Source organism: Vibrio sp. KUL80, assembly GCF_059725495.1.
In genome coordinates, this window is record NZ_AP045842.1 from 804,450 (window position 1) to 820,973 (window position 16,524).

Annotated in this window: 13 protein-coding genes; 4 read left to right on the plus strand and 9 right to left on the minus strand. The window is 44.7% G+C overall.

Features of this window, described 5'->3' with window-relative positions; translation table 11 throughout:
• Positions 1-78 precede the first annotated feature (78 nt).
• From AC6I8U_RS20260 to AC6I8U_RS20270, 3 genes are all read right to left on the minus strand, one after another.
• Positions 79-1,110 (minus strand): IS630 family transposase, encoded by a 1,032-nt coding sequence (locus tag AC6I8U_RS20260; RefSeq protein WP_498016718.1) that lies wholly within the window; start codon positions 1,108-1,110, stop codon positions 79-81.
• Between the two features lie 73 nt (positions 1,111-1,183).
• Entirely contained in the window at positions 1,184-2,122 is a 939-nt protein-coding gene (locus AC6I8U_RS20265) for a LysR family transcriptional regulator (protein ID WP_498019485.1), read from the minus strand.
• A 97-nt stretch (positions 2,123-2,219) separates the two neighbouring features.
• Complete coding sequence (locus AC6I8U_RS20270; protein ID WP_498019486.1) at positions 2,220-3,137, minus strand: LysR family transcriptional regulator; 918 nt, start codon at positions 3,135-3,137, stop codon at positions 2,220-2,222.
• A 117-nt stretch (positions 3,138-3,254) separates the two neighbouring features.
• On the opposite strand from AC6I8U_RS20270, the gene AC6I8U_RS20275 reads away from it, so the two are divergent.
• From AC6I8U_RS20275 to AC6I8U_RS20285, 3 genes are read left to right on the plus strand one after another with little or no spacing between them, the layout of a single operon-like run.
• Positions 3,255-4,556, plus strand: coding sequence for a cytosine permease (locus AC6I8U_RS20275; RefSeq protein WP_498019487.1), 1,302 nt, complete (start codon positions 3,255-3,257; stop codon positions 4,554-4,556).
• The gene (locus AC6I8U_RS20280) at positions 4,543-5,676 is read left to right on the plus strand and encodes an S-methyl thiohydantoin desulfurase family protein (protein WP_498019488.1); all 1,134 of its coding nucleotides are present in this window, start codon (positions 4,543-4,545) and stop codon (positions 5,674-5,676) included. Before AC6I8U_RS20275 ends, AC6I8U_RS20280 begins: the two co-directional genes overlap by 14 nt.
• A complete protein-coding gene (locus AC6I8U_RS20285; RefSeq protein WP_498019489.1) occupies positions 5,673-7,235 on the plus strand; it encodes a hydantoinase/oxoprolinase N-terminal domain-containing protein in 1,563 nt (520 codons plus the stop codon). Before AC6I8U_RS20280 ends, AC6I8U_RS20285 begins: the two co-directional genes overlap by 4 nt.
• 78 nt (positions 7,236-7,313) lie before the next feature.
• Here AC6I8U_RS20285 and AC6I8U_RS20290 read toward each other — a convergent pair whose 3' ends face one another.
• The 5 genes from AC6I8U_RS20290 to AC6I8U_RS20310 form a co-directional block, all read right to left on the minus strand.
• Complete coding sequence (locus AC6I8U_RS20290; protein ID WP_498019490.1) at positions 7,314-8,264, minus strand: MBL fold metallo-hydrolase; 951 nt, start codon at positions 8,262-8,264, stop codon at positions 7,314-7,316.
• Between the two features lie 247 nt (positions 8,265-8,511).
• Entirely contained in the window at positions 8,512-10,194 is a 1,683-nt protein-coding gene (locus tag AC6I8U_RS20295; RefSeq protein WP_498019491.1) for a methyl-accepting chemotaxis protein, read from the minus strand.
• Positions 10,195-10,369: 175 nt separating this feature from the next.
• Complete coding sequence (locus AC6I8U_RS20300) at positions 10,370-11,248, minus strand: hypothetical protein (RefSeq protein ID WP_498019492.1); 879 nt, start codon at positions 11,246-11,248, stop codon at positions 10,370-10,372.
• A gap of 529 nt (positions 11,249-11,777) precedes the next feature.
• Positions 11,778-13,250, minus strand: coding sequence for a methyl-accepting chemotaxis protein (locus tag AC6I8U_RS20305; RefSeq protein WP_498019493.1), 1,473 nt, complete (start codon positions 13,248-13,250; stop codon positions 11,778-11,780).
• Positions 13,251-13,263: 13 nt separating this feature from the next.
• Complete coding sequence (locus tag AC6I8U_RS20310; protein ID WP_498019494.1) at positions 13,264-14,115, minus strand: transporter substrate-binding domain-containing protein; 852 nt, start codon at positions 14,113-14,115, stop codon at positions 13,264-13,266.
• A 640-nt stretch (positions 14,116-14,755) separates the two neighbouring features.
• Between AC6I8U_RS20310 and AC6I8U_RS20315 the strand changes: the two genes are divergently transcribed.
• On the plus strand, positions 14,756-15,205 hold the full coding sequence (locus AC6I8U_RS20315) for a MarR family winged helix-turn-helix transcriptional regulator (RefSeq protein WP_498019495.1): 450 nt from the start codon (positions 14,756-14,758) through the stop codon (positions 15,203-15,205).
• Between the two features lie 38 nt (positions 15,206-15,243).
• On the opposite strand, the gene AC6I8U_RS20320 is transcribed toward AC6I8U_RS20315, so the two are convergent.
• A complete protein-coding gene (locus AC6I8U_RS20320) occupies positions 15,244-16,437 on the minus strand; it encodes an ISL3 family transposase (protein ID WP_498016666.1) in 1,194 nt (397 codons plus the stop codon).
• Positions 16,438-16,524 lie beyond the last annotated feature (87 nt).

Consider the following 16,524-nt stretch of genomic DNA (forward strand, 5'->3'; position numbering starts at 1 on the left):
CAATCAAAACAGTTTCACCACAACCATTACAGTATCTAGAACATCGAATGTGGCTATCCGCATTGTGCATATACCCAATCAACTTGAAGATGCAGGCTTGAACACCTGAAAATTATCATTGATTCGAGACGTCAGCGAGCCTGCAATCTCTGGAAGAGTCACCGTAAAGAATTGGGTAATGGCTTCCTTGAAATCCCGTTTACTTTTGAAGTAAACGTTATTCCTTGACTTCTCGTTCATAACCTTCCAAAGCCGCTCTATTGGGTTAAGATTCGGGCTGTAAGGTGGGAGATAATGCAGTTCAATATTAAGGACAAATGCCGCATCTCTGACTAAATCACTGCGGTGATATCCAGCTCCATCTAAGATGACATGGAGCTTGTGATTTAGCGGGTAGCTCTCTCTGAGTTTGCAGAAAAATCGAACCATGTTTTCACTGTTAATGCTGTCGTATTCGCTAACAATGGTCGCTCCAATATCTGATAGGTTCAGAGCACCAACAATGTTCAATCGGCTACGATTACCTGTTGTGTCCAGAACTTTACTTTGACCTGTACGTATCCAACCATGGGAGAGTTTGGTTGACAGTGTGGGGTGAACGGCATCGATAAACACTATCGATTCATCCTCGCCACAGCTTGCTTTCAGTGCTTCATAAGCCTCTATGAACGCTTGCTGTTTTTCCTCATCGAACTTATGTGGAACGCCTTTCGGCTGCTTGTAGCTGAAACCATTGTGATGAAGCCATTTGTTCATGCCAGGAACACTATAGTGAATCTGAAACCTTTCAAACACGTACGCAATAATCTCGGACGAATGGTGGTATGTATTTTCAGTTAGATGCTGAACCAACTCTTGGGTTTGCCGAGCCGATAGATAGCTTTGTGAACCGCCATTTTCAGGCTTGAGCTTGTTCGACTCTAGGTAATCTTTGATATGTTGTCGAACAGTGGATTCATGAATAAGAAGTGCGTCTGCAATTTCTTCGGGGCACCAACCATTACTCGCATGAATAACCGCTTTTATACGGTCACGAACTCGTCCGTCACGCGTTGTGCTGTGCTGGATTTTTAGTTCCTGCTTTTGTTCATTGGTCAGAGTAATTTTCATAGTTGCTAGCATGATCCTCTATTCAGAAAAAATCAAGCGTCTTCAATGATCACGGGTATAGTACCCGCCACATTTATGCTATTGCTTGCCCATCACCATATTGTTTTTTAAAGATATCTCGAATCCACTCACACATTGAATCCTCATGAAATCGCTTGTGCCAGTAGAGGTAGACCGATTGAAAGTCCAATTTCAGCTCTTCAGGTACGTCACGAACGATCAGTCTATCGTCTCTCGCGGCCTCTTGTGCGAAGGGCGTGGGAAGGTGGAAGATAACATCCGACTCAGCAGCAATACTTGCCGCAGAACTGAAATGGCTAAGTCTGACCGGTATCGAAAGGCGATTCTTGCGATCAACCAACCCCAACTCTATAAACTTATGCTCAAAAGAGAGAGTTTGTTCTCCCTGCAAAGATATTTGCCCAAAGTGACAAGGCAGCAAATTTTTGGCACTAAGCGTTTCTTCTGCCAACGGATGGTCTCGGTTCATCAGTAATTGAAATTCACGCTTAGCCACTAACATTCGGTAAAGGTTTTGTTCCGATGTTGGGGGTTGATGGGATGACAACACAAAATGTATATCTCCGGCCACCAGCGCATCAAAGTGGCGTTGTGCGGTCGTATCGATACTCACCACCATATTAGGAGCTTGCTCACGAAGCTCTGAGACAATTCTCGGCATTAAAGTATTGACCTGGGGAAAAAGGCCAAAAAACCTGACAACACTGGAGTCTTGTTTTGGCTCAAAAGCCTGTTTGTGAACCAAAACCTCAAGGCTGTTGATTACGGTGTTGATGTCCGCCTTGATACTGACCGCTTTTGGGGTGAGCTCATAACCGGCATGAGTTCGAACAAGTAGCTCATCTGAAAACAAAAGTCTCATTTTCTGCAGCGCGCGACTTACCGAAGATTGACTAATGTTCATTGCCAAAGCGGTATTCGAGACATGCTTTTCATCCAACAAGGTTTTTAGAATCGTCAGAGAGTTAATATCAAATTGAGATAAGTTCATGAGCTTTGGCATCTTTGTATGTCTTGTTGCGTAAATAGTACAAGTAATCGCAAACAAACGTAAATATATAGCTTGTATAACCGTCATTTCTGCTTGGCTAACGTTTATGGCTAATTAAACACTCATAAAATGCATTTGCAGCAGGAGATAATGCGGTCTTTGCTCCCTTCAATACAACCGAAAAATCACTCGTAAACCACCATTCCTTCGGATTAACAGCCACCAGTGCCTGTTGAGCGCGGTTGCTTTCAATAAGGTGACTAGGGAGAAAGCTCAAATGCGTCCCGGCCATCGCTAGCAAAGCGCCAGATTCAACATTCCAGCCATCGATGAGCTTTAGTTGTTGGTACTGCTCAACATTCAAAAGCTTACGCATTATCTCAGAAGCGTAGCCACCAATATTAATGCGTCGTCCTTCAAGCGAGTGATTGCGAGTTTCAATTTCCTTTGCAACGTCTTCGCGGGCAAAGAGATAACTCTTTTCAGTGAACAGAAACTCAGCATGACTAAAGGCATCAAGTTGATGTTCGGCGAGAACGACGATCATCATGTCCAGTTGCCCCTTCGCCAACTTTTCATTAAGCAAGGTGTAATCGCCGACTTCGAGCGTGAGCTCCACACTGTCGCTCAGCTTATAGAAATTTTCGATGGCGGCCGGAACCGGATTACTAGGAAGCGTAATAGTATTATCGAGAATACCAACACGCACTTGCCCCGTCAGCTTTGACTGTACTCCCTTCAATTTAAAGGCAAAATCACTAAGCACATTACTCAGTTCATTTGCATAACCATACACAGTGTGTCCTTCACTTGTTAAATCAAACCCACTTCGGCCTCGCTTACAAAGCGTCACGCCCAGGCTCTTTTCGAGTTCTATTAACTGATTACTCAGCACAGGCTGACTCAGCCCAGTACTTACGGTAGCATTGCTGATGCCGCCCTGCTCAACGATCTCGCAGAAAATCTCTAATCGTCTCAGGTCGCGCTTGTCCAGTTTCTCAATATGAATAGCCATAATTTAATACATAACCAAAAACGAATGTTTGTATCTAATAATATGTATTTATTTGTATGTAACAAGCTGCTAACTTTTTTTATGTGAACTTTATGGATAATTATTTAGGAGCTTAGGATGGCGAACACACAAACAGCACGGAAGATTGATGACTTTGAGTTAGAACCCGTACCCGAGAAAGCAAAACGCTCATGGTATGTCATCAGTCTGATCTGGCTTGCAATTGGTATAGATATCTCTGGTCTGTTCTTGGGTGCGTTTCTGAGTACCGGACTCACCATTCACGACGCCCTATTTGCGACGTTCGCGGGCTCTGCCATTCTCGCCGTACTTGCCATGCTTTGCGCTAATATTGGTTTCCAATCTGGCGTCTCAACACCATTAATGAGTAGCTCTGTATTTGGTCGCCACGGTGGTAAGGTCCTCGGCGCTATCAATGGTGTTTCTCTTGTTGGCTGGTTCGCGTTTCAGGCGGACTTTTTCGCCTACATACTTGTCGATGCGCTAGCGCAGTATGACATCGTCGTCTCTCACTTTGCTGCGTTGGTTGGTGGCGGCGTACTCATGATGATCACCGCAATCTATGGTGTCCGAGCGCTCGGTAAGCTTAGCGCCTATTCAGTACCACTCATGGTGACACTGATTACTGTTGGCCTATTTATGGCGGCAGGTGCGCAGAGCGCGGGTGACAAGGTTATTGAGTCGCCACTCTCTATGGGTGAGGCTATTTCTTATGTCATGTCGATTTGGATCCTCGCTGCTGTCGCGGCTCCTGATATTGCCCGCTACGCGAAAACGCGCAAAGACGCGATTCTCGGTGCCGGTTTTGGCTTCCTATTTGGTAACAGCGCGACGATTGTTGTTGCCCTGCTGCTCACGCAAATGACTGGCTCCGACGACCTCGTCAATGTGTTCTTCGGCATTGGTTTAGGTATGGCAGCGATCATCGTTCTGGTGTTTGCTCAGTGGACGACCAACAGCAGCAACCTTGTCTCGGGCGCTCTGGGCATGTCGGTTGTGTTGCCAAATGTACCGCGTCCTATTTTGGTCATCATGATGACCATTCTTGGCCTCGCTATCGCTCAGCTTGGCATGATCGATATGTTTACTGCATTTCTCACACTTCTGGGTGTGACGATTGCGCCTTCAGCAGGTGTTTACCTAGCTCAATACTACTTCTTAGATAAGTCTGCACTTGAGTTTGAACGTATTCAAAGTGCACCAAACTGGATGCTAAAAGGCTTGGTCGCTTGGGCATTTGGTAGTGCGGTGAGTGCATGCACAGCAGGCGAATTCTTCAACCTATTCTCATTAACCAGTATTTCAGCGATTGACGGTATTCTTGCGTCCTTCGTTGCCTACATTGTGCTTGTAAAGCTGTCAGTATCAAATAAGGAAGCGGTTCGTGATTTTCAATGATCAAATGATTGATGACATTGCCCTAGGTGCCACTGTACTTGGCACCGGAGGGGGTGGTGACCCTTATAGTGGTGCGCTGATGGCAAAAGTTGCCATCGCCAATGCGGAAAAGCCTGTCGAGCTTATTTCGCTGGATGAGGTGAAAGATGACTGGATGACAGTGCCTTCGTCGATGATCGGCGCACCCACCGTCGCCATTGAGAAACTCAACTCTCAAGATCAAATGTTGGTGGCGTTTGAAGCGATGGAACAAGCCGTCGGTGAGCGTATCGAAGCGACCTTCCCTATTGAGGTTGGCGGTTTCAACTCATTGATCCCAATTTTGGTTGCTGCACAAAAAGGGATCCCAGTGATCGACTGTGATGCCATGGGACGCGCATTCCCAGAGTCGCAAATGGTGACCTTTTATTTAGACGGTTTGCCGTCCGCACCCAACACGCTTGCTGATGAAAAGGGTAACGTCGTGACCCTACACCCTATCGACGGTGTTTGGTCTGAGCGATTTGCTCGCCCAATCACTGAGCAAATGGGTGGCTCTGCAGCGATGTGTGATTACCCTATGTATGGCGAAGAGCTCAAACGCAGCGCACTCGGTGCGACCCTGACCAAAGCCATGCAGATAGGAAAAGCCATTCGTGAAGCAAACGCTCGTGGTGACAGCGCGGTCGATGCCGTGTTGGACATTGCTGAAGGACACCGAATTATTAGCGGTAAGATTGTCGATATCGACCGAAATACCGGCGGTGGTTTCGTAACGGGCGGTGTCGTCATTGAGCCGCTTAAAGCCTCTGAAAGTAATGCGGATCCCGTCTACGTTCATTTCCAAAATGAACTGTTGCTCGCTCATAAGGGAACTAAGGCGAGTGATATGAGCCAAGAATCGCTCCTAGCTTGCACACCCGATTTAATCAGCATCCTAGACCATGAAACTGGGCAACCCATAACGACCGAGCAGCTTAGATACGGACAGCGAATTGAGCTTATCGCTTACCCTTGCGATCCCAAATGGCGCACTGCTAAGGGTATCGAAGTCGCCGGTCCCGATTACTTTGGCTATGGCGTTGAGTATGTCGCCATCGAAAACCTTTCGAAACGTACAAATACGGAGGCAGGACTATGACAACCGCTATTTATCGCCTCGGTATTGATGTCGGTGGAACCAACACAGACGGTGTCCTTTTGGATGAGTCGCTCAAGGTTATCTCTAAGGTAAAGGTAGCGACAACACACGATATTTCGACGAGCATTGATAACGCCATTGATGAACTATTGCACCAAGCAAACCTGACAGGTGAGATTGTCAAACATGCCATGCTTGGCACGACTCAATGTACCAATGCCATTGTTGAGAAGCGAGGTCTCGACAAGGTAGGTATGCTTCGCCTAGCACTGCCGAGCGGCAGCGCTGTGCCACCTCTTTGTGGTTGGAGCGCGTCTTGGCAAACCTTACTCGGCGAGCATTTCTATCAAGCCCACGGTGGCTATGAGTACGACGGTCAAAAAATCGCCGACGTGGATGAGCAAGAGATCCGTCAGTTGTGTCAGAAGATGAAGGGCAAAGTTGATTCTGTAGCGATTTGTGGTGTGTTTTCTCCCGTTAACGGTGACCAAGAGCTATTGGTTGAACAGTGGGTGAAAGAGGAACTGCCTGAGGCTAATATTTCCCTTTCGCACAAGGTTGGCAGTCTAGGTATCTTAGAGCGTGAGAACGCCACTATTTTAAATGCGGCCCTGCAAGGTACAGCGAAACGCTTTGTCGAAGGATTTTGCCACGCGCTAGAGAAACACCGCATCGCTGTTACGCCATATTTCGGGCAAAACGATGGGACACTGATGTCTCAAGAGTTCGCGCTTAAGTACCCTATTCTTACTGTGGCGTGCGGTCCTACTAACTCCATTCGTGGGGCAAGTCACCTCACTAAGCTTGATGATGCTATTGTGGTCGATGTCGGCGGTACAACCTCAGATGTCGGTGCGTTAACACATGGCTACCCTCGCGAATCTAGCGTAGCCGTCGAGCTTGGTGAAGTGCGCACTAACTTTCGCATGCCGGACATTTTAGCCATCGCCATTGGCGGGGGCACCAAAGTAACGCTCACCGATGGTGACATTCAGTTAGGTCCTGAAAGTGTCGGTCATGAGCTCACTCAAAAGGCACTCAGCTTTGGTGGGGATACGTTAACACTCACTGACGTGGCACTCACCAAACAAGTGATGGAATGGACAGGTAAGGCAAAGCAAGAGTCTATTGATTTGGCACCAGAAACGGCCAATCAAATCTACGCTCATATGGTAGAAAAGGTCGAAGATGCCATCGACAGAATGAAGACTTCTGCTACTAAAGTGCCCGTTATTCTCGTTGGCGGTGGCAGCGCGCTAATGCCCAATCAATTTGAAGGTGTCAGCTCTGTCGTTCGTCCAGAGCACTTTGAAGTCGCCAATGCGATTGGTGTCGCGCTCGGAGAGATATCGGGTCAGCTAGATAAGATTGTCCCCATCGAACCTAACCAGCGAGCTGAGATATTGGCTAACTTGGAGAAAGAAGCCTGCCAACTCGCTATGGAAGCAGGTGCGTGCGCAAACAGTGTGTCGGTGATTGAGCGCAGTGAAATACCGCTCAGTTACCTTCAGGGCAACATGGTGCATATTAAAATAAAAGCCGCAGGCAGAATCGCTTAGTCGCCTCCAATCAATTAAAGAAATCAAAAAAGGACGCACTCCTTAACTAACTGTTTTTGGTGTGTGTCCTGGCAAACCCTAGCCTCCACAGTCTAATTCCATTAAATCATCAGAAAAGATAACGGTACCAGCATACTGCTTTCTGACCTCCGCTAAAGTAGCGTCTATATTCACTTGCCCAACGCCAAAATGAACGTAAACCAGATTTTGAGCTCCAGCTTGCTTTGCAATCAAGGCAGAATCCGTAAGGCCCAAATGAGCGCTGTTTTGTCGGTGTTTCTTACTGCTATCGACTACGCTTAACCTTGGGCCCTGCCCTCGACGTTTGTTCCTTTTCGCATCTTTCCCCTCCATTACTACACCTCCCGAATCAATAATTAGACAGTCGACTCCCTTAGCAAATGGGCCTAGTTCATCGGTATATACAAGGTCACCAGTGACAACAATGGACTGTTGTTTATAATCAAAGCGGTAAGCTAAAGTTTCTATCGTATGAGGTACTTCTAAAGTAGAAACCTTGATATCACCAACAGAGAAAGTATCACCCGTTTTAAGATCGTTTGTGGTAATTTGACTAGCCCGCACATCCAATGTCCTGCCTCTTTTTGCAAGACGATAGCTTAAATCTTCGTGGTACAGATCGAGTAAGGTTTGTGTTAAGTGTTTGGTATTACTAGGGCCATAAATTCTAACAGGCTTTTTGCCCATCACGCTCTGCACCAAAATCGGAATATAATCAGCGTTGTGATCAACATGATGGTGAGTAAAGATCAGTGCATCAAGCATTCTTGGATCTGTCCCCTGTTTATAGAGGTTATTTCTGACACCGTCACCCATATCAACTAATAATCTAGTATCCCCTTGCGTAATGAGAACTCCTGATTGAGCGCGATCAGCATTATAATTAGGTGAACCGGAACCTATAATAGTTGCGACAAGTGGCAAGTCTGATGGCTGTTCAACGCTAGCAAAAGCCGCGGAAGACAACAATAGATGGGAAACTAAAACGATGTAAAAATAACGAGTCACAAAATTATCCTCATTCTTCGGTAAAGCACTCTAGTGATATTAACTGACTGAACGTAATCGAACGAAAACGTATTGAAAATATATGTAAAGACACTTTGAATGGTTGGCATAATATCGCGAGGTCCATCATGCTTAAAAACTTGATGAGCATGACTGACGTGGCAGTATATTTCAAAGACTTTATCTAGCAATTCAATAATCCTTGCAGTGACACTGCCGTCACTTCATGTTTTAGTCATTTAGCTGATCACACTGTAAATTGTGACATTTCTTTATCGAGTGCAACGACATTTTGCTTCAACTCATAACTAATTTTAGCCACAGAATTGACTTCAGATTCGGTATTATTAGCAAGCTCAAATAAGCCATGTAGATTAGAGTTTAATTCTTCTGTGACCGAAGTCTGCTCATTGGCAGCCGTCGAAATCGTAGCATTTACCTCATTCAACAAAGTAATTGCTTGATTCACTCTATCTAGAGAGTGGTGAGATTCTTCAGCGACTGTTTTAGCATGAACACTCGACGCTCTACTCACCGTCATTGATTCAACAACATTATTTGCGCTAATTTGTAGTTTGTCGATCATTACACGAATCTCTTCGGTACTCGCCTGGGTCCTGCTAGCAAGAGTCCTTACTTCATCAGCTACAACTGCAAAACCTCGCCCTTGTTCACCGGCTCGGGCAGCTTCAATAGCGGCATTAAGAGCCAGCAAGTTCGTTTGTTCCGCTATTTGTTGAATTACCTCAAGTACCGAGCCGATCGCTTCCGTCTCTTGTCTTAACTCATTCATCGCACTTGAGGACATATTAATATCTTCATTGAGCTTGTTCAGCTCTTGCACCGCCTCGAATAGTGACGCCGATGTTTTTGTTGCTTCCTCTGTTGCCTCATTAGCAGCACTAGCGGCTTGAACCCCGTTGTTGGCAATTTCTTGTGCGCTTGTGATCATTTCATGAATGACATGGGTCAAAAATTCTGTTTTAACCTTTTGCTCTTGTACTAGATCTAAACTGGATTTGGATGAGTTATCTAGTGCAGTAGATGCGCCTTTAATCACCTTCGCCTCTGTTGAAACGCTCGTGACAATCATGCGAATTTTATCTGAAAAGTCATTAAATGACTTAGCACATCGACCCACTTCATCATCAACTTCAACCACCAAATTACGAGTTAAGTCTCCCTGACCATGAGCAATGTCTTGTAATGCTTCATTCATATTATCAAACGGCTTTAAAGCCCTAATAATAGAAAACGCGCACGCAACTAATGACAGGATAAAAATGACCAACGTGATCATACCTGTCTGGTTCATAATTCGGGTTATTGTTGCTTCAAATGAATTCACTTTCATTTGCGCAGCAAGCTCTATATCATCAATAAAGTATCCAGTACCGATAAACCAATCATAACCGGGCACATTTTGCGTGTAGGCAAGCTTTGGATAGTATGCGGAATTTGTACTTTTTTGTGCGTCATACTGGACAAATCCGCCCCCTTTTTGGGCTTGAGCCACCATTTTCTCGAGCGGATGCGGTTCGGTTGGGATTTCGCGAGCAAACGTCAGCTTCTTTGGCTCAGTTCTATTTAATCGACCATTTGCAATTGACCATTGATCATAAGAGTTAATAAAGAAGAAAGAGTCATCATCAAAATTAAAACGATTCGCCATGTTGACAACCATCATATCTCGCTCTGTTGAAGCGGGAAGTTTTAATATATCTTCCATGGAAGATAGAGCTAACGTTACTAGGTGTTTTAATTCGCTTTTCTTTTGTTCCAATAGAACGACACGCTCACGAGCTATTTGCTCTTCTTTGAAAGAATCCAACTCATTGATAGTGGTTATAAACAAGACCAACGAAACAAGTAATAAAGGTGCGATACAAATAAACAACAATTTATTCTTTAGTAGTAACATTTTTCTCATCAGCCAGATCCTCGTACCACAGTCTAAATCTCTTAATCATGTTATATATTAACGAAATAGTTCAATAAATTGATAAACGATGAACCATCTACATAATGAGCCAGACTGTGAAACCATCACCGTCTAGCTTTTTCTAGATATTTACTATTGAATTGGTTTACCCATTTCAATAAAGCTACTTCATACTTGCTCCAGTAACCAGAACTAAAATATCATCAAGGACTTTGGTTGCACCAACATAGATTCCCCATCTAAATCCAATTTTTTCGGTACGTTTAAATTGCCCAGTACCCACTAACTCACCATCGATATACATTTCATAATCCACGCCATTGTCACGAACTTTCATATCAAATGGCTGACCTATGACATTGTCACGAATTTTTGTGTGCTTAGCGCCGCGTGGATAAAACCACAGACTTCCGTCACCATGAACTCTCAACATGACAGACCAATGGTCGACGTTATTACCCTTGGCTTGGAACAAAGAACAGTAGTGTTTTTTAACAGGCTCTGCTGAGCACCCCGCGGCTTTCAAGACGTTGAAGCGTGCTGAAAACTCATGCCAAACACCCGGTTCAGTTAACCAACGGTCTTGAGGGCTAAATGCCTCTACTCGAGCCGCTAGCTCACGCTTATTACTAACATTCTCTTCGTCTTTAAATAGTCGGAAAATTTGTGTGTTACCGTCTTCTTGATACCAACGGCTCCATAAATGAAATTGGTCCTGCTTAATTGAAGGGTGGCCTACAGTATGTATACGATATTTATTGCTTTCGCTATTGATTGGTCGATCCCCATAAGGTCCCGTCTCAACTTTTTCGCGATTGATTTTAATTTTAGATCCTTCAAAACCTGCTGAAGTATGGGTCTGTAACGGTTTTAACGCATCTGTACTCAAGACTTCTGACCAAGTCGGATCTGTACCTTCTTGAACGTAAAATTGATGAATATCAGCGTCTTGCTTATTGCTATCGGAAACCTTATCATTACTAAATGCCGATGCCGATATAGTTAACCCTAGCATTGAACAAAATATAATCTTTTTGTACATTGTGGTTCATTCCTTATTTACACAAACATAGAAACTAAGCTAATTGCAATAATTTTGAGAGCGGCTTTACACCAAAATAACACAAGATAAAAGTACCCCTATTATTATTGATACACCCTGCATTTAAATTGCAAAAACACATCTTAATTACCAAAATGCCTCTAGTATTCAAATGAATAACGTTACGGCATAAACCCAAATAGAGTAATATCTATCTTTGGATTCTATAACGTCAAAAATTGCGTTTGACACTTAAAATCACTCCCGAAGCCTTTTCCGTGGTGAACATTTAAGGTGGTGGAAACACAATGAAACCGCAGTATAGCGGGCGACTTGCAAACAGATGTATTTCATCGGGCATGCAAAAGCTGAGATGAATTTTTAGGAGGGCTAAACTGTTTATTCTCCAGCTTATATTGCAGTTAATATAATATGATTAATAAGTGAAAGTTGTACGTTTTAGCTAGAGCTCAGTGATCAATAAACGCCTCATCGAATGATAGTACAATGAGGCGTTCAGTCTAAAAAATTAATACCTAAAGCGACGAATCTGACTATCAAGTTCAGTCGTGTTTAAGGTAATAGCCTTAGCGAGTGCCTGAAGCTCATCGTTCACGGCGCGCATGTCCGCTGCACTGGTATCCAACTCTCGCATGTCTTGCGCAACCGTATTACTCACATTGGATTGCTCTTCACAAGCACTTGCGACCGACTCCACCATTGCGTTGATGCTGGTTACCGCTTCAATCATTTTCGTCAGTGCTTCTTGAGCTTCATCAGAGCTCACCTTAGTTAACTCAACCAACTGCTTGGACTCTTGAGTCGCATTGAAGGACTCGGTTGCCTCTTGCTGAAGGCTCTCGATAATAGACTCAATTTCGCTCGTTGAATCGTGAGTCTTGCTAGCAAGCGCGCGTACTTCGTCCGCTACTACCGCAAAGCCACGTCCACTCTCACCTGCACGCGCAGCTTCAATTGCCGCATTAAGTGCCAGAAGGTTTGTCTGCTCAGCAATGGCCTTAATAACCTCTACCACTCGACCGATGTCATCACTTCGATTCTTAAGAGCGTTCGCTCGTTCTGCTGCCGTCTCTAGGTTAACGGATAAATCCTCAACGTTTGATACGTTTTGAGCGATCGCCTGCTCACTCGATGCGCCTAATGATAGTGCATCATTAGACTTAAACAGTGTATTCTCGGTATTCGCTGCAATCTCGCTGGTCGCCAGGTTAAACTGCTCAATCTTACTCAAACTTTCGTGAGTGAGTTTAAGCTGATTTTCTGTTTGCTCACTCACTGAAGTGCGCACTGAGGTAATAGCAGAACCGTTTTGTTTTAGGCTCTCTGTCGTGCGAGCGGTATCGATAACAATCTCTTGAACTGTCTCTACAAAACGGTTGAACGCCTTCGCCAAGTCGCTCACTTCATCATTAGAGGTTGCGGTAACGCGAGACGTCAGATCACCACCACCAGCAGCAATGTCATTCATGCTTTTCGCCATGCCTTTGATTGGCGTAACGACCAAGCGATCCATGATGTAACCAAGAGACACAATCACCACAAGGTACAAGGTGCCAAACATCATAAGCGAACGAAGCATTGAGCTTTGCAGCTCGCTTCTCGCTTGCTCACTGTTAAAGCCCAGTGATACTGAACCAATTGGCAAACCATCCCATTTAATCTCAATACGCGATTCAAACTCAGCCGCTTGCTGGCGAACTTGGTTCATCTCTTTACCATTTTGATCGCGGACCACAATACTCGAGATGGTGCCATTTTTGATGTAGGCATCAAGGATGCTGCCGATGAGCGCTTTATCGTATACGTAAACCGGCTCTTGCAAGATAACTTGCAGCTCTTGCTCAATTTCTGCTGTGACCTGTGCAAGGTCTGCCTCGACATTCTTCTTGGTTAAAACGTACTGCGTTGATAGAGCAATCGCAGTCACAAGTGTCATAACTAGCGTCACAACAAGGATTATTTTTTTCGTCAATCTGTTCATAGTGCTACCGTGATTACTCTGCTAACGGGTCAAAAAAGAAGTGCTCTGGGATCGCTTTAGTCGCGCGGGTGATATTTGGGTTGTCGAGATCGAGAATGACACGCTCGCCCAAATTTGCCTGTTTCAATGCGGCTTTGATTTCGTTATCCGCAAAGAACATGGTTTCGTAAAGCCCCTCATTGTGGATATCGAGCATGATATTAAACAGATGCTCTTTGAGAGCATCATTGCCCTTACGCACAAACAGGAAATACGGCATCTTGTAGCGAAGCATCACGTTGCTATCAACCTGTAGTGGCAGATGAGGGTGATATTTCACCTCCGCCCAAGGCTCCATAACACCACGCATAAACGCATCACAGCGGTTACCTGCCACCAGCATGTCAAAGATGTTTGGGTATTTGAGCGACTTAGCAATTGATAGACCGTTTGCTTCCATAATGGCAGTATCCGGCCAGGTTTTGCCTGAACAAATTGATAGACGTTGCAATTGTCCCACAGACTTTACGGACTCAAGCTGGTTAGCTCGCTCTTTACTTACCAGTCCAATACGCATCCCCAACATGCCACGATAGATAGGAAACGGAATGGCATCGAAGCGCTGCTCAAGCTCTTGACTGGTCGCAGTCCAAACGACGTCAAGCGTGCCAGTTTCAAGATCGGCAAGCAGACGTGGACCAGCAGGTTCGCCAGTTTTTGCGTAGATATAATCGATGGAAGAGTACTGCTCGGAGCGAGAAATGATCTCTTTAATCAAGGTTAGATGGAGTTTGTCATCATCTGGTTTACCAGCCACTTTAAGCGGTTGAGCTGAAGATGAGAAAGACAACACCCCACACAAAGTAGCCAAAAGCAACTTCTTCATGGTGCACCTAATATTCTGATACTAATAACCACTGCGACATCAAACGACGTCTCAGTACAACGGGGTAGGCCTGAAAGACTCAGGTTTGTAAGGGGAGGTGTAATCGCTATTTGCAGTCTTCGCCGCAATACACAATTTGTAGTTATTTTGGCGGGAATGTAACCGCTTATTATTTTACAGTCAACGATTCGGTGAAACGCAATATGAAGCTTTAATGGCCTTTATGACTAGAATCACTACTTGTTATTGGGTGAAAATTTTTCACTAATATTAATATTCAAGATCAACGTCTAAGATCTAAATTCACCGTGCTACAAATGCGCAGACATTTGTTTGGGTAAAAATTGACCACACATTTCCAAAGACCAGTTCAGTTGATAAAACCCACACGTTGAAGCCATAGATTTATCTATAACGACCTACTTTCACCAATACCGTCATTGTTAGATGCTATTGGTTAATCAATTGCCTTGCCTTTTTACATCCAGATACCTATCACCACTTAATCGATTTCAAAATCGTACAGTTTGCAACAGGCTATGAAATCCACTCATTTTTTGTTGTAGATACAACAAAAAGACCATAGCATTAGTGGCACTACTTTAGTGATAGAAAAGAACTTATGCTTGAAGGTATTTTAATGGCATACAAAGATGACACGCTCGCGACGCCGCTTCTCGACGAATCGACATTCTTCCTTATGGGGGTTGCCTATCGCCGTTTTCGAAATGAAGTCCAAGAGCAACTTTTGAGTGCGCACGATATCACTACTGAGATGCAGAAAGCGCTGGAGATACTCAGCTACCATACTCACCTGCCACAACAGGTGTTAGCAGATAAACTCATGCGCGAGCGCAGTACCATAAAGCGCATGGTCGATAACATGCTCAAACGCGATCTTGTATCAATCATCCCGCATCCAACTAATCAAAAAGTAAAACTCATTCAGCTCACGTCAAAAGGACGCGAAGTACATGAAAGTGGCAATACTATTGTCACTACGATTCAAAGTCAGTGGCTCAACACACTCGACGATAACCAAGAGGCGCAGCTCAAAAGCGCCCTTATTTCTCTTATAGAGAAAAACTAGTACGGCATTTCGGGGCTTGACCAGCCCCTTTTTTTGGTTCATCGCGGCTTTCCGGGGAAAGCCGCTTTTATCTTTAGAAAGAAGTAATCGATATCTCGGTAACCGTAGCCCATTCGTTTGATTAACTTTATCTTGTTGTTTATCCCTTCTAGCGTACAGGTGTTGAGTGGGTACCTTGCAGAAGCAACTATGCCATGAAGGTACGGTTTGAGCTTTCTCGCGAAGTCCATTAGTGGTTTGATCCCGCTTTCTTGAACTTGCTCCCACCATATGTCCCACAAGCCTTCCGCTTCGCTCTCTGACTGGCACCGCCATAACTCTTTAAGCTGAGAGCCAAGTAAATACGTCACCATTAAGTCCTTGTTCATACTCAGTATCTCATTTAGATAACTCTCCTGCTTACTGTCTAAATTGCCTCTGTTTTTGAGGAGAACCCAGCGTGAACGTTTAATCCATTGACGTGCTTTCCTGTCTTGTTTAAGTCGATTAGCTTGGTCAACTCTGACTCTATCCATCACTTCTCGTCCAAATTTGGCGACTACATGGAATAAGTCGTACACAATGCGGGCGTTAGGACAATGCTGCTGCACTTCGAGGTCGAAAGCCGTATTCATATCCATCGCAACCGCTTCTATGTTCTGGCCATGCTTACCGAGTAACTCGAAAAAAGGACGGATATCTTTTCGGCTGCGTCCGACGCCTATCCAAAGTACTTGATGCGTCTTTGCATCCGCGATAACAGTGGCATAACGATGTCCCTTGAAGAGGGCAAACTCATCCATAACAAGCTGTCGCAGCTCCGCCCAGTTAACCTCTGGCACTACATTTTGCAGCCGGCGCTTATCTATCTCCTTGACGGTATGCCAATGAACACCCGTCATTTGGGAAATATGTTTGATAGGGAGAAGAGGCAGCAACTGTTCAATATAACTACGCAAGCGGTTAGTAAGACGGGCAAAAGGTTCAAGCCAAGAAATAGATTCGGTTTTGATACCGCAGTCAGGGCACTTGATACGCCTTGTTTGTAGGTGCAGCTCGACAGGTACGCCAAGAATCATCGCTTCCTTAATGGTGCGCCACTGATAATCATGTATGGCTTGAACATGTTGCCCACATGCACATCGAGCAGTCGTACTGGGTTTGAGAGTAATCGTGATAAGAGAAGACGTTTGTACAGACTTTACGACATGAAAGCCTTCCCAGAACGATGATAGGAAAGTATTATTCGGCATGAAAACGGTAGTTTGTGCAAGGTTGTATTTGGCGATGTAACCTTATCACTTACTACCGTTTTTGTTTTAAGTCCCCGCTAATCCGCG